Origin of the sequence: Brevibacterium yomogidense, assembly GCF_900163715.1 — a bacterium.
GTDB classification, from domain to species: Bacteria; Actinomycetota; Actinomycetes; order Actinomycetales; family Brevibacteriaceae; genus Brevibacterium; species Brevibacterium yomogidense_A.
In genome coordinates this window covers 1-21928 of the sequence record NZ_FWFF01000010.1, presented here as the reverse complement: position 1 = coordinate 21928, position 21928 = coordinate 1, and the positions used below count along the sequence as shown (strand labels likewise).

Genomic DNA, 21928 nt, shown 5'->3' with positions numbered 1-21928 from the left:
TCAGCGCTGCTGCTGGCCGCCAGCAGGGAGCAACGGTGTCCGCAAGTCCCACGATCCGTATCCGGGCCAATGCTCATTCTGAGCACACACGCGGTCCTACATCGTCCCGGAAACCTTCCGCCGCGGCCCCAAGGTCACGAGCTCGTCGAATAGAGCGGATACGGGCATCTGAGACAACTGTGGGCGGTGGTCTGCGCCGCGGATGCCAACGGCGGGTGAAGATCGCCCCCGTATCGACGGCGAAGCGTGGCAATGCCGACCACAGTGGAGAAGGATTCCTTCTTGAGCTCCGCAGTCGCGTTGAGCGGCTTTCCGGTGATCACCTCGACTCGCAGCCCATCGCTTGGCTCCTCCACCCATTGAGAGGCCGCAGAGCCGACGCGGAGATGTGCTTGGGCGATTCTGCTCACCCATCGATCGCTGTGGGGAAGTGTCCCCACCGGGACCGTGCACACCGTCACGGATGTCCTGATGCAGAAGTGCCACCGATGTCCCGGTGCAGAAGTGTCACCGATGTCCCGAGACACCGCCGGGTCGAGCGCATACCCGCGCGAGACACGCCCATTCATCAGACCGCACAACTTCCTTGCTATGCGGTCTGATGAAAGCTGGTGGCTCGGGTGGGCACTGGGTTGGGTAGGCACAGGCTCGGGTAGAAGGAAGACGCTCGAGTAGGAGCGCCTCCAACGACACGCGATGCGCCCGCTCTGCTCCACCAGTCCGACTACCCGCAGCACGCGCAGCAGAGACACAGGAGGGCGGGATGGAAGTCTCCTTCCATCCCGCCCTCCTGTGTGTCAGAGTGCGAGGCCCACGACGAGGTCAACCCGTCGCGCTCCGATCAGTGCGCGAACTTGCCGCGATCGTATTCGTAGATCAGACCGACCATTCCCACGATGGCGATGACGCCGCCGAACGGGAAGATCCACCAGCCGACTGCAACCGCTACAAAGCACAGTGCCGCGCCCGTGGCCACGGTGATCGGCCACCAGCTCCATGGGGAGTAGAAGCCGTACTCGTAGTACTCGTCCTCGATCTCACCATCGATGTCATCCATCGGCAGCTGTGGGTGCTTCTTCTCCCACGTCCACAGGTAGACGCCGATCATGAGGGCCATACCGCCCACCAGGATGAGTCCGGCGAGCCCGACCCACTCCGTGAAGTCGGTCAGGAAGCCGTAGACGATCGCGACGGGCGCGAAGAAGAAGATACCCAGACCGAAGATCCATGCGCCTGTCTTCACTTGGCGACCTCCTTGGCCTCAGCGGCACCGTGACCGGCGGCCGCGAGCTCCAGCAGTTCCGGATGGTTCGCTTCGAACGCAGGGCGCTCGGAGCGGATGCGCGGAAGCGATGTGAAGTTGTGACGCGGCGGCGGGCAGGACGTCGCCCACTCGAGCGATCCGCCGTAGCCCCACGGGTCGTTGACCGTGACCTTGGGGGCCTTGCGCGACGTGATCCACACGTTCCAGAAGAACGGAATCATCGACAGGCCGAGGATCAGGGATCCCACGGTGGACACCTGGTTGAGGAACGTCCAACCGTCCTGCGGCAGGTAGTCGGCGTAACGGCGCGGCATGCCGTCTGCGCCCAGCCAGTGCTGCACGAGGAACGTCATGTGGAAGCCGATGAACAGGACCCAGAAGTGGATCTTGCCCAGCGTCTCGTCCAGCATCTTGCCCGTCCACTTCGGCCACCAGAAGTAGAAGCCGGCGAACATCGCGAACACCACGGTGCCGAAGACGACGTAGTGGAAGTGAGCGACGACGAAGTAGGAGTCGGACACCTGCTGATCAAGCGCCGGCGAACTGAGGATGACTCCCGTCAGACCGCCGAACACGAATGTCACGAGGAAGCCGAGCGACCACAGCATGGGCGTCTCGAACGTGAGCGAGCCCCTCCACAGTGTGCCGATCCAGTTGTAGATCTTCACACCGGTCGGAACCGCGATCAGCATCGTCATGAACGCGAAGAACGGCAGCATCACGGCACCGGTCACGTACATGTGGTGTGCCCACACCGTGACGGACAGCGCGGCGATCGCGATCGTGGCGTACACGAGACCGACGTAGCCGAAGATCGGCTTGCGGCTGAAGACCGGGAAGATCTCCGACACGATGCCGAAGAACGGCAGAGCGATGACGTAGACCTCCGGGTGCCCGAAGAACCAGAAGAGGTGCTGCCAGAGCAGCGGACCTCCGTTCTCCGGACTGAAGATGTGTCCACCGAGGATCCGGTCGGACGCGAGGCCCAGCAGCGCGGCGGCCAGCGGCGGGAACGCCATGAGCACGAGCACACCGGTGATGAGCGTGTTCCACGTGAAGATCGACATGCGGAACATCGTCATGCCCGGAGCGCGCAGCGTGAGGATCGTGGCGATGAAGTTCACCGAGCCGAGGATGGTGCCGAAGCCCTGGAAGGCGAGGCCCATCACCCAGAGATGACCACCGATGCCCGGGGTGAACGTGGTGTTCGACAGCGGCGCGTACGCCGTCCAGCCGAACGAGGCCGCACCCTGAGGTGTGAGGAAGCCTGCCAGCGCGATGAGCGAGCCGAAGGAGAAGAGCCAGAACGCGAACGAGTTCAGTCGCGGGAAGGCGACGTCGGGTGCGCCGATCTGAAGAGGCATCAGCACATTCGCGAAGCCGGAGAACAGCGGTGTCGCGAACATCAGCAGCATCACCGTGCCGTGCATGGTGAACATCTGGTTGTACTGCTCTTTGGTCTCGAGGATCTGCATCCCCGGCTCCCACAGCTCCAGACGGATGAGCAGAGCCATCACGCCGCCGAGGCAGAAGAAGAGGAAGGAGCTGATCAGATACATGTATCCGATCGTCTTGTGGTCAGTGGAGGTGATCCAGCTGACGAAGATACGACCCTTGCTGGTCGGTACCGGATCGGCGGGCGCACCGACGATGCCGGCAGGACGCGAGTCAGTCGCAGTCATCAGTTCTCAGCCCCTTCCTGCTCGTAGGGGTTGTGGTACCACTCGGTGCGGTTGTATTCCTCACCCAGGACACCCTCATTGCCCTGATCGCGCAGGGACTGGATGTAGTCGTCGTATTCGGTCGGCGAGACGACCTTGACGTTGAAGATCATCTCCGCATGGAACTCGCCGCAGAGCTCTGCGCACTTGCCCATGTAGTCGCCCTCCTTGAGGGCCTGGAGATGGATGCTCGACGAGTGACCGGGGAACATGTCGCGCTTCTCGAGGAACGCGGGGATCCAGAAGGAGTGCACCACGTCGCGGGATTCGAGCTTGAGCTCGAGATCCGTGTTCGAGGGGAGGTAGAGCGTGGGCGCATCGATGCCCGGCTGCTCAGTGCCATCCAGGTTCGCCTGAACTCCGGCGTAGTGGACGTCCTCCGTCACGTAGTTGAAGTCCCAGGCCCACTGCTTGCCATAGACCTCGATGACCTGTTCCGGTTCCGTGTCGTCGTTGATGGTGTTGTCCAACGTCTTGACGTTCTCGAAGAAGAACGCGAGGACCAGGATGATCGGAACGACCGTGTAGAGGATCTCCACCGGCATGTTGTAGCGCATCTGGACGGGCAGGCCGCGATCGGACTTCTTGCGGCGATAGGCGACGATGCACCACAGCAGCAGGCCCCAGGTGATGGCACCCACGATGAGTGCGGCGATCCATCCGCCGTTCCACAGCGCGATGTAGTGATCGGTGTGGGAAGTGGCGCCCTTGGAGTCGGGATGGAGGAAGCCGACCTCCCACTGTTCCGTCGTGCATCCGGCGAGCAGTGTCGTTGCCGCCGCTGCGCCGATCACACCGAGCCGCTTGGCCCAGGACGCGCGCGCCCCCGGTGCTGGCTGATTCGGAGAATCCACGTGCAGCCTTTCGAACCTCTGTCGGTGCCCCAGGGTGGCCGACCCTGCCGGTTCCCACTCCGGATGCACCGTGAATGCGGAACGCGGACAAGGGTGTAGATGCCCTGGTCACCGAACTCTGACTTTGTCTCCCACACCTTACCGCTACACGGCGTAGAAATTCACGTTGGCGGGGCTTCAGCTGAAAAAGGCCTCAGAATCGGGAGCACCTTCCGCACGGTGGAGCCGATCGAGGTATTCGAGCCCCGTCAGCTCCGACACGCCGAGGCTCTCGAGGTGCTCAGTCGACCACTGCACGTCGACCATCCAGCGGTCCCCGCACCGCTCATCGAGGAGGTCCGAGAGGTGGACGAGCGCCGCCTTCGACGCGTCCGTAGCCGCATGGAACATCGATTCACCGACGAACACCGCTCCGAAGCTGATGCCGAAGAGTCCGCCGACCAGCGCGCCGTCCGCATCGCGCACCTCGACCGAATGCGCCCATCCGGCCGCGTGGAGGTCGTCGTACATCCGTGCGAAGCCCTCAGTGATCCACGAGCCCTCCCGTGAGGTGTCCGCGCACCCTGCGACGACGGCGGGGAACGACTGATCGACGGTGAAGGTGAAGTCGCGCATCGAGCGGCGCAGGCTCCTGCTCACCCGCAGTCCGCCGGGAAGCAGCACACCGCGGACGGTCGGGGCCCACCACCCCATCGGGGGGCCGCCGTCATCGCCCAGCCCCATCGGGAAGAGACCCGCTCGATAAGCGGACATGACCAGGTCCACCTCACCGGTGAAGCCGACCGACACCGCTTTGAGGTCCTCGTCGTGCATCATCGTTCCTCCGATCGAACACGTGACCACCGACTCGCGAGCCGCTGAGCCTCCAAGCCGCTGAGCCACCGAGCTGCTGAACCTCGCCGGCAGCGCACCTCCCCTGCAACGCACAGCGGGACCGGGCTTCCGTGAGGAACCCGATCCCGCCATCGCAGTGCGCCTGTGGGTCAGTGGAACGAATCACCGCACGCGCAGGAGCCCGCGGCGTTGGGGTTGTCGATCGTGAAGCCCTGCTTCTCGATGGTGTCGGAGAAATCGATCTTCGACTCACCCAGGTATGGAACGCTCATCTTGTCGACGATCACTTCGACGCCGTCGAAGTCTCGCACCGCGTCTCCGTCGAGCGTGCGCTCGTCGAAGTACAGCTGGTAGATGAGACCGGAGCAGCCACCGGGCTGCACTGCGACGCGCAGTCGCAGGTCGTCACGGCCCTCCTGCTCGAGCAGGTTGCGCACCTTGTCGGCGGCTGTGTCTGTCAGTTCGACTCCGTGGGGCACGGTCGTCGTGTCGGTGACGGTCATCGGATCTCCTTCGCACGATTCGGGGAACGTCGCAGATCGCACTGTCGATCGTTGGTCCTCTCAGGCTACACCTCGGAACACCGCGACGGCCGCTCCTATTCCGCCGCGTCGGACGACCTGCATTCCGGCCCAGCCCCCTATCCCTCATCCCGGCCCAGCGGCTATCCCTCGGCGCGCCCCAGCGCCTCGAGGAGCAGCGCCTCAGACACGATCGCCGACCGGAAGTCCGGCACATGCAGCGACTCGTTGGCGCTGTGCGCCCGCGCATCGGGATCCTCCACTCCTGTCACCAGGATCGACGCGGAGGGGAACTCCCCGAGCAGGTCCGCGATGAAGGGGATCGACCCGCCCAGGCCCACCTGCACCGCTTCCGTTCCGAAGCCGTCGGACAGCGCGGCCATCGCGGTGTCGACGACCGGGTCCTCGGTGTCCGCCCGCCACGGGCTGCCGCCCTCCTCCGCCCCGAACTCGACCTGCGCACCGAACGGAGCGTGGGAGCGCAGATGCTCCTTGACCGCTGCCAGTGCGTCGGCCGGGGTCCCGCCCGGGGCGACCCGGATGCTCAGCTTCGCGCGCACGGAGTGCTGCAGCGTGTTCGAGGAGACGTCGACATTCGGCAGGTCCAGGCCGATGACGGTGATCGATGGCTGGGACCACAGGCGGGAGGCCAGCGATCCGTCACCGATGAGCTCCACGCCGTCGAGCACTCCCGAATCCCGGCGGAGCTCCGCCTCGTCGTACTCCACATCGGCGCGCGTCTCGCCGCCGAGGCCGGACACCGCCACCGCCCCGCTCTCACCGTGGAGGGTCGCCAGCAGTCTCGTCATCGCGAGGGCGGCGTCGGGCACCACTCCCCCGTACATCCCGGAATGCACCGCGTGGTCCAGGGTGGACACGGTGAACTCGAGCGATGCCATGCCGCGCAGGCTGGTGGTCAGCGCCGGCGTGCCGACCTTCCAGTTGCCGGAGTCCGCGACCACGATGACGTCGCCCGCCAGCTTGTCCCGGTGCGTGCGGAGGAAGTTCTGGAAGCTCGGGGAGCCCGCCTCCTCCTCCCCCTCCACGAAGAGGACCACACCGACGCCGAGGTCGTCGCCCAGCAGGCGCAGAGCGGTGAGGTGGACGAGGATGCCGGCCTTGTCATCGGCTGCGCCTCGTCCGTAGATCCGATCGCCGATCTCCGTCGCGACGAACGGCGGGGTGTTCCACAGGGCCTCGTCCCCCGTGGGCTGGACGTCGTGGTGTGCGTAGAGGACCACTGTCCGAGCACCCGCCGGACCCTCTCGACGTGCCACGACAGCGGGTGCGCCGTCGACACCGGATGCCGTGGGCGCTGTGAGGACCTCCACCGACGGGAAGCCCGCCTCCCGGGCCAGGCCGGCGACGGCCTCGGCGGACGCGGCGACATGGGACTGGTCGAAGGACGGCCAGGCGATCGACGGGAGTGCGACGAGCGACGCGAGCGTCTCCTTCACCTGGTCGAAGACGGTGTCCAGTGCGGTGTGGAGCTCCGCTGCGCGAGCGGACGCGGGACGCGGATGCTGTGAGTCAGTCATGATCCGATACTATTCATTGCGTGTTCGGACGGAAGAGTAAGCCCCAGGAAGCTGACCCGGATCAGCGCGCGTCGTCGCACGACGACACAGCGGTCGGCGCTGACGCCGAGCCCGCCGCGCACTCCGCGGAGCAGAAGAAGAATCGCCCCACGCCCAAGCGCAGCGACCAGGAAGCGCGCAATCAGCGCCCTCTGGTCGGTGGCGACCGCAAGGCCGCTGACAAGCGTGCGCGCGAGGAGATGCGTCGTCGACGCGACGAATCCCGGATCGGTGTGATGAACGGGGACGAGAGGTTCCTCGGGCCCCGTGACGCCGGGCCGCAGCGCCGGTACATCCGCGACTACGTCGACGCACGGTTCTCGATCGGAGAGATGTTCATCCCGATCGCACTCGTCGTGCTGCTCGCCGGTATGTTCGGCGGACAGCAGTGGGCGATGATCGCGAACTTCATCGTCTACGGCCTGATCATCCTGATCCTGCTCGACAGCGTCCTGCTCTGCGTCCTGCTGCGCGGTCGCCTCAAGACGAAGTTCGGCGAGGATTCCATCCAGCGCGGCACCAACTTCTACGCGATCATGCGCTCCGTGCAGATCCGCCGCCTCCGCGTGCCCAAGGCTGTTGTGAAGCGCGGCCAGTACCCGTCCTGACCCGGACGGCACAGCGCGCATGAAATGAGGAGGGGCCGGGCGATCGCCCGGCCCCTCCTCATATCCACCCGCTCACCGCCGCCGTCCGCCACGGCTTCCGCGGACCACCTGACCGGGCCACGTCGGTCCGCCGTAGATGAGTCCGGAGTAGGCCTGCACGAGGTCTGCCCCCGCACCCAGGCGAGCTGCGACGTCCCGGGCATCGCCGACTCCCCCGGCGGATACCAGTGCCATCGGCGATCCCGGGTGGGCGCGGTCCAGGTGGGCGCGCACCAGGCGCAGCACCTCCATCGATCGTGCGGCGAGCGGCCGTCCGGAGATCCCCCCGGCCTCGCCCCGCGCGAAGTCCCGGTCTGCTCCCGTCAGAACCTCGCGATCGATCGTCGTGTTCGTGAGCACCAGGCCGTCGACCCGCTCCGCGATCGCAAGATCGACCAGTTCCCGCACGTCGCCGTCCGCCAGGTCCGGCGCGAGCTTCACGAGCAGCGGAACGTGGCCGAGTGTCGAGCGCGGGGCCGCGACGACCTTCGCGGCGGTGTCGCGCACCGCGGTGATGATGGGGCGCAGCGAGTCCGCCGCCTGCAGGTCGCGGAGGCCCGGAGTGTTCGGCGAGGACACGTTGATGACGAGGTAGTCGGCCAGCGGCGCCAGCTCCCGCGTCGACACGGCGTAGTCCGATGCCGCATCCGCCGCCTCGACGACCTTGGTCTTGCCGATGTTGACCCCGATGATCGGTCGCCGTGATGCCGGCAGCTCTTCGACGAGGTCCCGCTGCTGCGCGACCGCGGCTGCGGCGGCATGCGACCCTGCGTTGTTGAAGCCCATGCGGTTGAGGATCGCGTCGTGCGCGAGCAGGCGGAAGAGCCGCGGACGCTCGTTGCCCGGCTGCGCCTGTCCCGTCACCGTCCCGATCTCGATGTGTCCGAACCCCAGACGCGACAGGGCGCGGACCCCGCCGCCCTCCTTGTCGAACCCGGCGGCCAGCCCCACGCGGTTGCGGAAAGGCAGGCCCAGCACCTCGACCGGATCATCGGTCCCGGCCGACAGCACTGCGCCGAACGCGGCCCGCAGTCCCGGCAGCGAATCGAGTCCGCGCAGGGCCGTGAAGCTGAGGTGGTGAGCGCGCTCCGCATCCATCGGCGCGAACACGGCACGGAAGACGAGCGAATACAGGGAATTGTCCACGAGCCGGAGTCTATCCGCCCCGCCCTCACCTGCGACTCCCACCGGACTAGGGTAGGGACGGACACCATCCGACTCACGGAAGGACCCTCGATGGTCACCCCCAGCACTCCCCTCCCGACGCTCGCGCGCGCCACCGGCGATCCCGCCGCGCTCACCGTCGATGCACTCGTCGTCGCGTTCCAGCAGAACCAGACGGGAGGCGTCCCCGCAGCCCCGGGCCTGGCGAAGAAGCAGGCGCAGGCGCTCACGGCCGCAGCGGAGGCCGTCGGCCACACGGGGAAGGCCGGCTCGACCGTCCGGATACCGGCACCCACCGGCTTCAAGGCGACCTCGGTCGTGCTCGCAGGGATCGGCGACGAGGCCGAATCCGACAGCGCTCACCTCGAGACGCTGCGCCGTGCCGCGGGCACCGCCCTGCGCTCGCTGGAGAAGACGGACTCCGTCGGCCTCGCCTTCCCCGTCGCGGACTCGGCATCCGCCGAGGCCGTCGCCACCGGCGCACTGCTCGGCTCGTACCGCTACACCGCATACCTGTCCGACGGCACGGACAAGAATCCGGTCTCGACCCTCACGCTCGTCGCCCCGACATCCGCGAAGGCCGGACTCGACCGCGCCGCGACGATCGCCGCCGCATCCGCGGGCGCCCGCGACCTCGTGAACCAGCCTCCGCTCGACCTGTTCCCCGCCTCGTTCGCGCAGGCCGTCGTCGACCAGGCGGGATCCGGCGACCTCAAGAAGGCCAAGGTCACCGTCGAGGTGCTCGACGAGGACACCCTGCGCTCCCGCGGGTTCGGCGGTCTGATCGGTGTGGGCGGCGGTTCGACCCGCGGCCCCCGCCTCGTGAAGATCTCGTACGCGCCCAAGAAGGCTGCGACGCACCTGTCGCTCGTGGGCAAGGGCATCACCTTCGACTCCGGCGGCATCTCGCTCAAGCCGCCGGCGAAGATGGAGGAGATGAAGTCGGACATGGCCGGGGCGGCCGCCGCAGCGCAGTCGATCTTCGCGATCGCACGCCTGGGGCTGCCCGTCCGGGTCACCGCGTGGCTCGCCCTCGCAGAGAACATGCCGTCCGGATCCGCGCAGCGGCCGGCCGACGTCCTGCGCATCTACGGCGGGAAGACCGTCGAGGTGACGAACACGGACGCCGAGGGACGCCTGGTGCTCGCCGATGCCCTGGTCGCCGCGCAGGAGGAGTCCCCGGACCTCATCGTCGACATCGCGACGCTCACGGGCGCGCAGGTCGTGGCGCTGGGGCTGCGCACCACGGGCGTCATGGGCACGGACGATGCCCGCAACAAGCTGGTCCTCGCGGCGGAGGCATCCGGCGAGCCGATGTGGCCGATGCCCATCCCAGAGGAGATGATCCGCTCCTTCGACTCGAACACCGCGGACCTCACGAACGCGGGCGGTCGCTCCGGCGGCATGCTCGCCGCCGCTGCGTTCCTCCAGGAGTTCGTGGAAGACGGCGTCGAATGGGCGCACCTGGACATCGCAGGACCCTCGTTCAACGGCGAAGGCCCCCACGGCTACACGGGCAAGGGCGGGACGGGAGTGCCGGTGCGCACCCTCGTCGAGCTCGCGGCCCGTCTGGCCGGAGCGTGAGCGGCGGGAATGCCGACGGTGGGGGCGCCGCGTGATCGCCCTCACCGTGAAACGACCGGGAATAGGGGTCCCAACCCCCTCGTTAAGTGGAATGATTGAGCTCGAGGCCCATGTGTGGCAAAGAGTCCGCCGGATATTGAGGAGTGCTCCGTGACCGAATCGTCAGAGAACTATGATCTTGTGATCCTGGGGGGCGGGACGGCCGGATACGCCGCCGCCTTCCGCGCCGCGACGCTCGGGATGAGCGTCGCACTCATCGAACGCGACAAGGTGGGCGGCACGTGCCTCCACCGCGGCTGCGTCCCGACCAAGGCCCTGCTCCACGCCGCAGAAGTCGCGGAGACGGCGAAGTCGGCCGAGCAGTTCGGCATCAAGGCCGAATTCCAGGGCATCGACATCGAGGGTGTGCTCGCCTACAAGGACGATGTCATCTCCAAGAACTACAAGGGCCTCCAGGGGCTCGTGAAGGTTCGCGGCATCGACTACATCTCCGGCGAGGGCAAGCTCACCGGCACGGACACGGTCCAGGTGTCCAACGATGAGGGCGGCGTGACCGTCACGGGCAAGAACATCATCCTCGCGACGGGCTCCGAGCCGAAGACGATCGGCATCGACATCTCCGGTCGCGTGCTCACCTCCACGGAGGCGCTCCACCTCAAGGACGTCCCGGAGTCGGCGATCGTCCTGGGCGGCGGCGTGATCGGCGTCGAGTTCGCCAGTGTGTGGACCTCCTTCGGTGCGAAGGTCACCATCGTCGAGGGACTCCCCCGACTCGTGGCGAACGAGGACGAGGCGATCTCCAAGAACCTCGAGCGGGCCTTCAAGAAGCGCAAGATCGGCGTGAAGACCGGCAAGATGTTCAAGGGCGTCACGCAGGACGACGACCAGGTGCACGTGGAGCTCGAGGACGGCACCGTCCTCGACGCGGACTACCTGCTCGTGGCCGTGGGCCGCGGCCCCGTCACCCAGGGCTTCGGCTACGAGGACCAGGGAATCACGACGGACCGCGGCTTCGTCATCGTCGATGAGCGCCAGCACACGGGCGTCGGGAACGTCTACGCGATCGGCGACATCACCCCCGGCCTGCAGCTCGCGCACCGCTCGTTCGCGCACGGCATCTTCGTCGCAGAGGAGATCGCGGGCCTGAACCCCGCGCCGCTCGTCGAGTCCGGCGTCCCCCGCGTCACCTACTCGGAGCCGGAGATCTTCTCCGTGGGCATCACGGAGAAGCAGGCCGCTGAGCAGTACGGCGAGGACAGCATCGAGACCCTCGACTACAACCTCGCGGGCAACGGCAAGACCGTCATCCTCAAGTCGACCGGCATCATCAAGGTCGTCCGTGAGAAGGACGGCCCGGTGCTCGGCATCCACGGGATCGGAGCCCGGTTGAGCGAGCAGGCCGGCGAGGCGCAGCTCATCATCAACTGGGAAGCGTTCCCGGAGGAGGTCGCGCAGCTCATCCACGCGCACCCCACCCAGAACGAAGCCATCGGAGAGGCGTTCCTCGCCCTCACCGGCAAGCCGCTCCACGCGCACAACTGAGTCCCGAAGGAGTCGAACACGATGTCCAACACAGTGAACATGCCCGCTCTGGGCGAATCGGTCACCGAGGGCACTGTCACCCGGTGGCTCAAGGAGGTCGGAGAGTCGATCGAGGTCGACGAGCCGTTGCTCGAGGTCTCCACCGACAAGGTCGACACTGAGATCCCCTCCCCGTACGCGGGAGTCGTCGAAGAGATCCTCGCGGAAGAGGACGACGACGTCGAGGTCGGCGGTGCGCTCGCCGTGATCGGTGACGGATCCGGCGGCGGCTCGAGCGACGCCGAGGCATCCGCTGAGGAATCCGCACCCGCCGAGGACACGGCAGAGGAGTCAGCGGACGAGGCCGACGAGGCACCGTCCGAGGACGAGGCCGACGAGCCGGAGGACGCGTCCGCAGCAGAGCCCGAGGCGGCACCCGCACCGAAGGCGTCGTCGGGATCCGGCGACGCGACCGAGGTCACGATGCCCGCGCTCGGCGAGTCCGTGACGGAAGGCACCGTCACCCGGTGGCTCAAGGAGGTCGGCGAAACGATCGAGGTCGACGAGCCGCTGCTCGAGGTCTCCACCGACAAGGTCGACACCGAGGTCCCCTCCCCCGTCGCCGGCACGGTCCTCGAACTCTTCGCAGAAGAGGACGAGGAGGTCGAGGTCGGCGCGAAGCTCGCGCTGGTCGGGTCCGAGGATGCCGCCGGCGGTTCGGATGATTCCGGATCGGATGAGGCACCCGCTGCCGAGGCCGAAGAGGCCCCCGCGGAGGAGGCACCTGCAGAGGACGAGGCTCCGGCCGAGGAGTCCCAGCCCGAACCGGCTGAGGAGTCCGCACCGGAACCGTCCTCCGCGCCGGCCGAGGACACTCCTCAGGTCGTGAGCGGTGGAGACACCCCCGCATCAGGTGAGGACATCGCACGCAGCGTGTCGGGTGACAACGCCGCCTACGTGACACCGCTGGTCCGCAAGCTCGCCAAGAGCAAGGGCGTCGATCTCACGTCGATCAAGGGCACCGGCGTCGGTGGTCGCATCCGCAAGCAGGACGTGCTCAATGCGGCGGCCTCTCCCGCACCGGTCAGCGGAGCCACCGGCACGTCCGGCGGTTCCGGACCGCGCGTCGTGGAGCTGTCGGAGGAGGCGAAGAAGCTGCGCGGCACGACGCAGAAGTCTTCGCGGATCCGTCAGACGATCGCGAAGCGCATGCGCGAATCGCTGCAGAACACCTCGCAGCTCACGCAGGTGTCCGAGGTCGACGTCACCGGTGTCGCGAATCTGCGGAAGTCGACCAAGGACGCCTTCCAGGAGAAGCACGGCGTGAAACTGACGTACCTGCCGTTCTTCATCAAGGCGGTCGTCGAAGCGCTGCAGATCCATCCGGAGATGAACGCGCAGCTGGGTGCGGACGGCAAGGAGATCGAGTACTTCGGTCACGAGCACGTCGGCATCGCAGTCGACACGCCGCGCGGTCTGCTCGTCCCGGTCATCAAGGATGCGGGCGATCTGTCGATCGCCGGCATCTCGAAGGCCATCGACGATCTGGCCGACAGGACGCGCAACAACAAGATCAAGCCCGATGAGCTGTCCGGCGGCACGTTCTCCGTGACCAACATCGGCAGCTTCGGCGCGATCATGGACACACCGATCATCAACTACCCGCAGTCCGGCATCCTGGGCGTCGGGACGATCGTCCGTCGTCCCATGGTCGTCAAGACCGCCGACGGCGCGGAGTCGATCGCAGTCCGCGACATGGTGCACCTGCCGCTCACCTACAACCATGAGCTGGTGGACGGTGCGGATGCGGGTCGCTTCCTCAAGACGATCCGTGAGCGTCTGCAGGAGGCCGACTTCGAGGGCGACCTCGAGCTCTGATGAGCGGGAGCCCGCAGCGCTGACGCGCTGAGCGGCACCTGTCGACGTGTGGGGCGGGAGACCATCGGTCTCCCGCCCCACACGCATTCACCCACGGGTGCGATGTCCACGACGACCCAGACTCACGGCGACGGAGCGTCACGCCTGCACAGCCTCACGCCGGCACAGCCAGTCTTACGACGACCGCACGTCGTGGACGCGCCACTGGTCGTCGGACCACTCGAGGACGAGGACCACCGGGACCGGCGCCGTGCCCGTGGAGCGCATCGTCGCACGCACGTGCGCCCGCTGCCCGTCCGCGGGCGGCTGCCCCTCCTCAAAGTCCTGTTCCGCACCCAGGCCCCGGGACTCGTCACCGCGGGACTCGTGGTCGACTGCGAAGCCGACGTCGGACAGGGACAGCGCGTCTGCGCACTCGGCACACTCCCCCAGCGTGCGCTGTGCGTCCGCCTCAGCCGCAGGAGACCCGGGCACCGTCACCGCGGCCAGTGCGTCCGCGTCGCCGTTCGCGAAAGCCTCCGCGCGGGCACGCGTGAGTGCGACTGCGGCGTCGAGGGGGCCGGCTGCATGCGTGCCGATCTCCGAGGGCGCAGCGGAAGACGGGGACGGCATCGAAGGCTGCATGGGAGGCTGCGGCGGAGTGGGTGTCGGGTCAGCCGGGTTGGTCGGAGTGAGCGGAGTGGTCGGAGTGGGCTGCGACGACGCGTGCCTCGCCTCCGCGTCGCCAGCGTGCGATCCGGCACCTGTGCCCATGAGCACCGCGCCCACGGCGACCGCCGCCGCACACAGGACGAGGATGCCTGTCGCGAGGCGCCCATGCCTCCTGCCCCGCTCGGCCCGTCGCCGGTCGCGCCGTGGTCTGGCCTCGTCACCGTTCGCCGTCGGCACTCGGGACGACCGATGACCCTCAGACGACCGACGACGCCGGGACGACCGTCGCCCCTGAGGCGGCCGATCGGGCACGCGTGCACCGGGCAGTCGAGACCCGACCTGGTGCGACTCGCTCGTGCGCGCAGAGCGGGTCGGTGAGGTCCGCAGCGCCTCGACGAGTTCCGGGCTGAGAGTCCCTGTCGGTGCATCGTCCTCGAACACCCCGGGCTCAGCGGGCAGGAAGCCGCGCTCACGCGACGGGCCCAGGCACCCGATGCGCGCACGCAGATCCGCGATGTCCGCAGGCACTGTCGCCCCACCGGTGAGCACCGACCCCTCGAGCAGGTCGGTGACGAGTCCGGAGACGGCGGCCGGGGCCTCGGGCGCGGTCTCCGACACCGGCAGCCCCGTCTCCTCCCACGTCGCCCCGGTGAGAGCGAGGTGCAGCAGCTCTCCGAGCTCGGCCGCATCCGACCGCGTCGCGCCATCCCGGAAACGGCCCGGCACCAGGACCACGCCTCCGCCCCGTTCCACCGCGAAGCTGCGGATCGCAGCGCGGGATCCGCCACAGGGCGCCGCCGGAGCCGTCTCGAGCACCTCGAGGACCTCATCGAGCACACCGAGCGCGAGCGCCGCCGACATGCCCCCGCGCAGTCGGAGGGCGTCCTCCAGGAGCCCGCCCTCGCAGCGCGGGACGAGGAGACCGGCACGACCGTCCACACTCGCACCGCGCACGGACGGCCACACCGTGGATTCGGCCTCCCCGACCGCGTCCGAATCCACCACGGCGAACCAGCGCGTCTCCTCGTCCCGGCGCACGCGGAGGAGTGCCGAATCGATCTGCTCGTCGATGGCCCAGTCCCCGCCGGTCGACCATCGAGCTGCATCCGCATCCATGCTGTCTCCCACCCTCCGCGCGCTTCGTCGCGCACTCCTTCGGACGCCGTGATATGCAGTATACGTGCATTTGATATCGTTTGACTATCCTGGATGCCTCCACCTTTGCCAGATGGACGTGGTGAGGTTAACAGTGGGGTGTGCGCCGCAGCGCGGCCCCGCCGGATACTGTGAGCCACATGGCTTTCACCGTGGAGCGCCTCGGATACCACCCGCAGCTCGTCGACTACCGCGACGCATGGTCGCTGCAGACTCGCTATCACGACGACGTGGTGCGCGGGGAACGCCCCTCCACCCTCCTGCTCCTGGAGCACGACGCCGTCTACACGGCGGGGAAGCGGACCGAGGATCACGAACGGCCCACCGACGGCACACCCGTCATCGACGTCGACCGCGGCGGGAAGATCACCTGGCACGGCCCGGGGCAGCTCGTCGCATACGCGATCTACCGGCTTCAGGACCCGAAGGACGTCCGCCTCTTCGTCGAGCAGATCGAGCAGGCGATCATCGCGCTCATGGCGGAGCACGGCATCGCCGCACGCACCGTCGAGGGACGGGCAGGAGTATGGCTCGCCGCTGACGACCGCGGCCCCGAGCGCAAGATCGCAGCCATCGGCATCCGCATCCACGACGGCGTGACCATGCACGGACTCGCGGTGAACTGCTCGAACGATTCGGCGGGATTCGACTCGATCATCCCCTGCGGCATCGCCGACGCCGGCGTCACCTCGATGTCCCAGGAGCTGGGGCGCACCGTCACCCCCGAGCAGATCGCAGACCGGCTCGCAGAACTCCTCGACGACCACATCACCGCCTGACCACGACCACTCGCCCGGCGATACCGACACCACCGCTCACTCAGTGAAGGGACTCCACCGTGACACTCGCACCCGAGGGCCGCAGGCTGCTCCGCATCGAGGCGCGCAATGCGCAGACGCCCATCGAGCAGAAGCCGGCCTGGATCAAGGCGAAGGCCAACATCGGCCCGGAATTCACCCAGCTCAAGTCACTCGTGCGCGGCGCCGGACTGAACACCGTGTGCGAGGAGGCCGGCTGCCCCAACATCTTCGAGTGCTGGGAGGACCGCGAGGCCACGTTCCTCATCGGCGGTGAGCAGTGCACCCGACGCTGTGACTTCTGCCAGATCGACACCGGCAAGCCGGCGGACTTCGACGCGGATGAGCCCCGCCGCGTCGCGGACTCCGTCCGTCAGATGGGACTGCGCTACTCCACGATCACGGGCGTCGCCCGCGACGACCTCGACGATGGCGGCGCCTGGCTGTACGCGGAGACGGTCCGCCGGATCCACGCGCTGGAGTACGAGGACGGGGCGGGCACCGGCGTCGAACTCCTCATCCCCGATTTCGATTCCAAGGACGACCAGCTCGCAGAGGTCTTCTCCAGCCGCCCCGAGGTCCTCGCCCACAACGTGGAGACCGTTCCCCGCATCTTCAAGCGGATCCGCCCGGGATTCCGGTACGAGCGATCCCTCTCCGTCATCACCAAGGCCCGCGAGGCCGGCCTCGTGACGAAGTCGAACCTCATCCTGGGGATGGGAGAGACCGACGAGGAGGTCGTCGAGGCCATGCACGACCTCAAGGAGGCCGGCACGGACCTCCTCACGATCACGCAGTACATGCGGCCCTCTGAGCGTCACCACCCCATCACCCGCTGGGTCAAGCCGCAGACGTTCGTCGATCTGCGCGACGAGGGAGAGCGCATGGGCTTCCTGGGCGTCATGTCCGGTCCGCTGGTCCGCTCGTCCTACCGTGCAGGCAAGCTGTGGGCCCAGGCGATGCGCGCACGAGGCGAGGAGATCCCCGCCCACCTCGCCCACCTCGACCGCGACGTGGCGGCCCGCCAGGAGGCGCAGGCGGTCGTCGACGCCTTCGGTGAGGGCGACGAGGTACACTACTGAGTCGACCCCTCCCACCCCGTCCGCATCGAAGCGAGAGCATGTCAACGAACAGCGAAACCCCCCGCAAGGGCCTCTTCGGCCGCAAGAAGAAGGACCGGGCCCCCAAGAAGAACGGCCGAATCCAGCAGATGCGCGAGGTCTTCAACCTCGCCCGGAAGCACAACCCCGCTTCCGCCTGGCTCATGGCCGCCGCGCTCGTGGGTCTCACGCTGGTCGGCGTCCTCGTCGGCCTGCTCGTCAGCGGCGGTGTCTTCGGCACCATCCTCTGGGGCATCTCCGGCCTCCTCGCCGGCGCCGTGCTCGCGATGTTCATGCTCGGCCGGTACGCGGAGACCGCCGCGTTCGATCAGATGCGCGGCCAGGCCGGTGCGATCGGAGCGGTCCTCAACACCGCGCGGCGCGGTTGGCTGATGGATGAGCAGCCCATCGCCGTCGACCCCCGCACGCAGGAGATGGTCTTCCGCACCACCGGGCGGGCCGGCGTGGTGCTCGTGGGCGAAGGCCGCAGCAGGCACAAGGTGACGCAGCTGCTCGAGAAGCAGAAGCGCCGCCACGAGAAGGTCGTCAAGGGCGTCCCGGTCCACACGTTCCAGGGCGGTGAGAACGAGGGCCAGGTACCCATGGAGAACCTCACGAAGACCCTCTACAAGCTGCCCAAGCGCCTCAACAAGGCAGAGATCCTCGCAGTCCGGAACCGCCTGACCGGCATCGGCTCGCTCGCGACCCGCCCGCCGATCCCCAAGGGCGTCGATCCGAACAACATCCGTCCGGACCGCCGCGCACTGCGCGGACGCTGACCCGCACGCGCGCTGCACGCGCGCTGCACGCGCGGGATCGTCTCCGTGCAGTGCAGAAACGGCTAGAGGGCCGCACCGATCAGTTCGGTGCGGCCCTCAGCCGTTGCGCTGTGTGACGATCCTGCTGGATGAACAGCCGCGGTCAGCGGGTGCGCACGACGACGGTGCGGGTCGCCAGGTCGTGGAGTCCGCGGCCATCGGGATCGGCGATGACGACGGGGAGCACCAGGCAGACGAGCACCGTCCGGACGAGCGCGCGGAGCAGGCCGACCGGCCCGGTCGACGCGAGGGTCCCCCGCGTCTCGATGTCGACCACGCCGATCCCCATCGCCAGGTGGCCCGGCGTGCGTCCCATGAGCCACACGCTCAGCAGGTAGAGCACTGCGAAGATGGAGTGGATCGCGATGTTCATGGCCAGGAGGTCGAGGTCGAGCGCGAGGTTCGCGATCATGATGGCGAGCACCCAGTCGATCACGATGCCGCCGACCCTGCGCAGCATCGATGCGACCGCCCCCGGACCCTCCTGCGGAAGACCCAGCCGGCGGCCCGGCCATGACCCCTCCGGCAGCGTCGGACCCGTCAGCCACTCGGACCTGCCCGCGCCGTCCTCACCCTTGGAAACCATGCGTCCCAGGCTAGTCGATGCCTCCGTGCCCTCTGTGCGCACGTCGAACGCCATGATGCGGGTCAAGAGCCTCCCCCTGAACACGCGCAGAACATTCGGGTGGCGAGGGAGGTGCCTCTGGTCGATAGAATGAGAGCGGATCGGACGTCCGGACCCCGTGGCGACACGGCGGCCCGTCGCCCGGACTCACCGACACACAATCGAAAGCAGGAGAGTGCGCGTGTTCACGACAGCACAGGAGCTCATCGAATTCGTCCAGAAGCAGGAGGTCCAGTTCGTCGACATCCGCTTCTGCGATCTGCCGGGCGTCGTCCAGCACTTCAACCTTCCAGCGCAGGCGTACGGCGAGGACGAGATCACCGAGGGCCTGCTGTTCGACGGCTCGTCGATCCGCGGCTTCCGCGGTATCCACGAGTCGGACATGAAGCTGCTCGCGGATGTGAGCTCGGCCTACATCGATCCGTTCCGTGAGGCGAAGACGCTCGTCATCACCCATTCGATCGTCGATCCGTTCACGGATGAGCCGTACTCCCGGGATCCGCGCCAGGTCGCGGAGAAGGCCGAGGCCTACCTCAAGAGCACGGGCATCGCGGACACCGTGTTCTTCGGAGCAGAGGCGGAGTTCTACCTGTTCGACGACATCCGCTACCAGACGACTCCGGGACACAGCTTCTACCAGATCGATTCGATCGAGGCGGCGTGGAACACAGGCGCGGATGAGCCGGGCGGCAACCTCGGCTACAAGACACCCATGAAGGGCGGCTACTTCCCGGTGTCGCCCCAGGACCACTTCGCAGACATCCGCGATGAGATCTCGCTGACGCTCGCGCAGATCGGCTTCAGCGTCGAGCGCGCGCACCACGAAGTCGGGACGGCCGGTCAGCAGGAGATCAACTACACGTTCAACACGCTCAAGCACGCGGCGGACCAGCTCCTGGACTTCAAGTACGTGGTGAAGAACGTCGCGACGGAGAACGGCAAGTCCGCGACGTTCATGCCCAAGCCGATGTTCGACGACAACGGCTCCGGCATGCACTGCCACCAGTCACTCTGGAAGGACGGCAAGCCGCTGTTCTACGACGAGAACGGCTACGCGGGCCTGTCCGACCTGGCGCGCTGGTACGTCGGCGGCCTCATCGAGCACGCCGGTGCCGTCCTCGCCTTCACGAACCCGACGATCAACTCCTACCGTCGACTGGTCCCCGGGTACGAGGCACCGGTGAACCTGGTGTACTCATCGGGCAACCGCTCCGCCGCGATCCGCATCCCGGTCACGGGCTCCTCCCCCAAGGCGAAGCGCCTCGAATTCCGCGTCCCCGACCCGTCGTCGAACCCGTACCTCGCATTCGCCGCGCAGCTCATGGCGGGCCTGGACGGGATCAAGAACCGCATCGAGCCGCCGGAGCCCATCGACAAGGACCTCTACGAGCTCCCCCCGGAGGAGCTGGAGGGGATCGAGACCATCCCCGGGTCGCTCGACGAGGCTCTTCTCGCACTCGAGCAGGACATGGACTTCCTCACGGCCGGTGACGTCTTCACCGAGGACCTCATCGAGACCTGGATCCGCTACAAGCGCGAAGAGGAGATCGAGGTCGCACGCCTCCGTCCGACTCCGACCGAGTTCGAGCTCTACTACTCGCTCTGACCCGATCCAGTCCACACTCTGAGGGGTCCCGCCGACGGCGGGGCCCCTCGTTAGACTTCCCGCATGACTCATTTCGACGTGCTCGTCATCGGCACCGGCTCAGGGAACTCCATCCTCGACGACCGCTTCGCGGATCTGCGGGTCGCGATCGCAGAGCCGTCCCTGTTCGGCGGCACCTGCCTCAACGCAGGGTGCATCCCCACGAAGATGTACGTCCATGTCGCCGACGTCGCACGCCAGGCGACTGACTCCCGGGACCTCGGGCTCCAGACGGACTTCGCATCGGCCGATTGGCCCGCCATCCGCGATCGCGTGTTCGCCCGCATCGACGAGATCGAGTCCGCGGGCCGCCGCTATCGCAGCGAAGAGCTCGACAACACCACCGTGCTGACGGAGCATCTGCGCTTCACGGGCACGCACTCGCTCATGGGCGACGGCGGCTCCGAGGTGACGGCGGATCGCATCGTCATCGCAGCCGGTGCGCACCCCGTCGTGCCGGCCATCCCGGGGCTGGATCCCGCGCTGGTCGACGAACCGGGCCACCCGATCCACACCTCGCGCTCCATCATGCGGGTCGACGACCGTCCGGACTCCGTCCTCGTCCTGGGCTCCGGATACATCGCCGCGGAGTTCGCGCACATCTTCACCTCGATCGGCACGGACACCACGGTGGCCGTGCGCGGCGACAGCATGCTCGCCCACCAGGACGCAGAGGTGTCCGCCGCCTACACGGCGGCGTTCGCCGCGGAGAACGACGTCCGCTTCGGCATCGAGGCCTCGGAGGTCTCCCTCACCGACGACGGACGGGTGCGGGTCACCTTCGCGTCCACGGGCCGCGTCCCCGGCGCCGAGGTCCCCGAGCCGATCGTCGTGGAGCGCCTCCTGCTGGCCGTCGGCCGCGAGCCGAACTCCGCCGGTCTGGATCCCGTGGCCGCAGGGCTCGATGTGCACGCCGATGGCAGGCTGTCGGTCGACGCCCACCAGCGCGTGCTCAGCGGCGGCGATCCGCTGCCCGGCGTGTTCGCCCTGGGCGACGTCTGCTCGCCCTACCAGCTCAAGCACGTCGCGAACCACGAGGCCGACGTCGTCCAGCGCAACCTCCTCGTCGACCTCGCCTCCGGGACACCGGGCGGCGCGCAGGAGGCGGACCTCACGGCCACCCGGCACCATGCCGTGCCCGCCGCCGTCTTCACCCGTCCGCAGATCGCCACCGTCGGGATGACGGAGGAGGAGGCCCGGGCCTCGGGCGCCGCCGTCACCGTGGGACGCCGCGACTACGCGGGCGTCGCGTACGGGTGGGCCCTGGAGGATCGGACCGGATTCGCGAAGGTCATCGCGGACAAGGACACCCGACGCATCCTCGGGGCTCACATCATGGGCCCGGAGGCGTCGATGATCATCCAGCCGCTCATCCAGGCGATGGCGTTCGGCCAGCGGGCGGACGAGGTCGCCCACGGCCAGTACTGGATCCACCCGGCCCTGCCCGAGGTCGTCGAGAACGCGCTGCTAGACCTCGACTTCGCGTAGCGGTCCGCGTGCCGCCCGCGTGCCGCTCAGTCAGGCCGCTTCGTCAGGCCGCTTCGTCAGGCCGCTTCGTCAGGCCGCTTCGTC

Annotated in this window: 18 protein-coding genes; 9 read left to right on the top strand and 9 right to left on the bottom strand. The window is 67.7% G+C overall.

The window, feature by feature from the left end; translation table 11 throughout:
* Positions 1-841 precede the first annotated feature (841 nt).
* The 6 genes from FM105_RS06345 to FM105_RS06320 form a co-directional block, all read right to left on the bottom strand.
* Positions 842-1243: a cytochrome c oxidase subunit 4 gene (locus tag FM105_RS06345; RefSeq protein ID WP_087006468.1), complete on the bottom strand. Its 402-nt coding sequence runs from the start codon at positions 1241-1243 to the stop codon at positions 842-844.
* Positions 1240-2946: an aa3-type cytochrome oxidase subunit I gene (gene ctaD / locus FM105_RS06340; protein WP_179207098.1), complete on the bottom strand. Its 1707-nt coding sequence runs from the start codon at positions 2944-2946 to the stop codon at positions 1240-1242. The genes FM105_RS06345 and ctaD overlap by 4 nt, the downstream gene beginning before the upstream one ends.
* On the bottom strand, positions 2946-3839 hold the full coding sequence (gene ctaC, locus FM105_RS06335; protein WP_087006464.1) for an aa3-type cytochrome oxidase subunit II: 894 nt from the start codon (positions 3837-3839) through the stop codon (positions 2946-2948). The genes ctaD and ctaC overlap by 1 nt, the downstream gene beginning before the upstream one ends.
* 177 nt (positions 3840-4016) lie before the next feature.
* Positions 4017-4655, bottom strand: coding sequence for a leucyl/phenylalanyl-tRNA--protein transferase (gene aat / locus FM105_RS06330; RefSeq protein WP_306298567.1), 639 nt, complete (start codon positions 4653-4655; stop codon positions 4017-4019).
* A 167-nt stretch (positions 4656-4822) separates the two neighbouring features.
* Positions 4823-5176 carry a HesB/IscA family protein gene (locus FM105_RS06325; protein ID WP_087006461.1) on the bottom strand — a complete coding sequence of 118 codons (354 nt, stop codon included), beginning with the start codon at positions 5174-5176 and terminating at the stop codon, positions 4823-4825.
* 161 nt (positions 5177-5337) lie between these two features.
* The gene (locus FM105_RS06320; RefSeq protein ID WP_087006459.1) at positions 5338-6732 is read right to left on the bottom strand and encodes a dipeptidase; all 1395 of its coding nucleotides are present in this window, start codon (positions 6730-6732) and stop codon (positions 5338-5340) included.
* Between the two features lie 20 nt (positions 6733-6752).
* Here FM105_RS06320 and FM105_RS06315 point away from each other — a divergent pair, with 20 nt between their 5' ends.
* Positions 6753-7379, top strand: a complete 627-nt coding sequence (locus FM105_RS06315) for a DUF3043 domain-containing protein (protein WP_087006457.1) — start codon at positions 6753-6755, stop codon at positions 7377-7379.
* Positions 7380-7451: 72 nt separating this feature from the next.
* Here FM105_RS06315 and FM105_RS06310 read toward each other — a convergent pair whose 3' ends face one another.
* The gene (locus FM105_RS06310) at positions 7452-8564 is read right to left on the bottom strand and encodes a quinone-dependent dihydroorotate dehydrogenase (protein ID WP_087006455.1); all 1113 of its coding nucleotides are present in this window, start codon (positions 8562-8564) and stop codon (positions 7452-7454) included.
* 90 nt (positions 8565-8654) lie between these two features.
* Here FM105_RS06310 and FM105_RS06305 point away from each other — a divergent pair, with 90 nt between their 5' ends.
* The 3 genes from FM105_RS06305 to sucB all read left to right on the top strand — a co-directional run bounded on the left by FM105_RS06305 (position 8655) and on the right by sucB (position 13565).
* Positions 8655-10166: a leucyl aminopeptidase gene (locus tag FM105_RS06305; RefSeq protein ID WP_087006453.1), complete on the top strand. Its 1512-nt coding sequence runs from the start codon at positions 8655-8657 to the stop codon at positions 10164-10166.
* 150 nt (positions 10167-10316) lie between these two features.
* Positions 10317-11708 (top strand): dihydrolipoyl dehydrogenase, encoded by a 1392-nt coding sequence (gene lpdA, locus FM105_RS06300; RefSeq protein WP_087006451.1) that lies wholly within the window; start codon positions 10317-10319, stop codon positions 11706-11708.
* A gap of 21 nt (positions 11709-11729) precedes the next feature.
* Positions 11730-13565 carry a 2-oxoglutarate dehydrogenase, E2 component, dihydrolipoamide succinyltransferase gene (gene sucB / locus FM105_RS06295; protein ID WP_087006449.1) on the top strand — a complete coding sequence of 612 codons (1836 nt, stop codon included), beginning with the start codon at positions 11730-11732 and terminating at the stop codon, positions 13563-13565.
* Between the two features lie 174 nt (positions 13566-13739).
* On the opposite strand, the gene FM105_RS06290 is transcribed toward sucB, so the two are convergent.
* Positions 13740-15332: a hypothetical protein gene (locus FM105_RS06290; RefSeq protein WP_087006447.1), complete on the bottom strand. Its 1593-nt coding sequence runs from the start codon at positions 15330-15332 to the stop codon at positions 13740-13742.
* 179 nt (positions 15333-15511) lie between these two features.
* On the opposite strand from FM105_RS06290, the gene lipB reads away from it, so the two are divergent.
* Genes lipB through FM105_RS06275 form a run of 3 tightly spaced genes read left to right on the top strand, consistent with a single transcriptional unit; the run spans position 15512 to position 18047 of the window.
* Positions 15512-16150 carry a lipoyl(octanoyl) transferase LipB gene (lipB, locus tag FM105_RS06285; protein ID WP_087006445.1) on the top strand — a complete coding sequence of 213 codons (639 nt, stop codon included), beginning with the start codon at positions 15512-15514 and terminating at the stop codon, positions 16148-16150.
* Between the two features lie 59 nt (positions 16151-16209).
* Positions 16210-17250 carry a lipoyl synthase gene (gene lipA / locus FM105_RS06280; protein ID WP_087006444.1) on the top strand — a complete coding sequence of 347 codons (1041 nt, stop codon included), beginning with the start codon at positions 16210-16212 and terminating at the stop codon, positions 17248-17250.
* Positions 17251-17288: 38 nt separating this feature from the next.
* The gene (locus FM105_RS06275) at positions 17289-18047 is read left to right on the top strand and encodes a DUF4191 domain-containing protein (RefSeq protein ID WP_087006442.1); all 759 of its coding nucleotides are present in this window, start codon (positions 17289-17291) and stop codon (positions 18045-18047) included.
* Positions 18048-18189: 142 nt separating this feature from the next.
* Here the strand turns inward: FM105_RS06275 and FM105_RS06270 are convergent, their stop codons facing one another.
* Positions 18190-18738, bottom strand: coding sequence for an RDD family protein (locus tag FM105_RS06270; RefSeq protein ID WP_087006440.1), 549 nt, complete (start codon positions 18736-18738; stop codon positions 18190-18192).
* A gap of 154 nt (positions 18739-18892) precedes the next feature.
* Between FM105_RS06270 and glnA the strand changes: the two genes are divergently transcribed.
* Entirely contained in the window at positions 18893-20317 is a 1425-nt protein-coding gene (gene glnA, locus FM105_RS06265; RefSeq protein WP_087006438.1) for a type I glutamate--ammonia ligase, read from the top strand.
* A 63-nt stretch (positions 20318-20380) separates the two neighbouring features.
* Positions 20381-21844: a mycothione reductase gene (locus FM105_RS06260; RefSeq protein WP_087006436.1), complete on the top strand. Its 1464-nt coding sequence runs from the start codon at positions 20381-20383 to the stop codon at positions 21842-21844.
* Positions 21845-21928 lie beyond the last annotated feature (84 nt).

What these genes read in the sequence shown, in the direction of transcription:
- FM105_RS06320 (WP_087006459.1), bottom strand. Translation starts at nt 6,732, where the DNA reads ATGACTGACTCACAGCATCCGCGTCCCGCGTCCGCTCGCGCAGCGGAG.
- aat (WP_306298567.1), bottom strand. Translation starts at nt 4,655, where the DNA reads ATGATGCACGACGAGGACCTCAAAGCGGTGTCGGTCGGCTTCACCGGT.
- sucB (WP_087006449.1), top strand. Translation starts at nt 11,730, where the DNA reads ATGTCCAACACAGTGAACATGCCCGCTCTGGGCGAATCGGTCACCGAG.
- FM105_RS06260 (WP_087006436.1), top strand. Translation starts at nt 20,381, where the DNA reads ATGACTCATTTCGACGTGCTCGTCATCGGCACCGGCTCAGGGAACTCC.
- FM105_RS06275 (WP_087006442.1), top strand. Translation starts at nt 17,289, where the DNA reads ATGTCAACGAACAGCGAAACCCCCCGCAAGGGCCTCTTCGGCCGCAAG.
- ctaD (WP_179207098.1), bottom strand. Translation starts at nt 2,946, where the DNA reads ATGACTGCGACTGACTCGCGTCCTGCCGGCATCGTCGGTGCGCCCGCC.
- lipB (WP_087006445.1), top strand. Translation starts at nt 15,512, where the DNA reads ATGGCTTTCACCGTGGAGCGCCTCGGATACCACCCGCAGCTCGTCGAC.
- FM105_RS06290 (WP_087006447.1), bottom strand. Translation starts at nt 15,332, where the DNA reads ATGGATGCGGATGCAGCTCGATGGTCGACCGGCGGGGACTGGGCCATC.
- FM105_RS06305 (WP_087006453.1), top strand. Translation starts at nt 8,655, where the DNA reads ATGGTCACCCCCAGCACTCCCCTCCCGACGCTCGCGCGCGCCACCGGC.
- FM105_RS06325 (WP_087006461.1), bottom strand. Translation starts at nt 5,176, where the DNA reads ATGACCGTCACCGACACGACGACCGTGCCCCACGGAGTCGAACTGACA.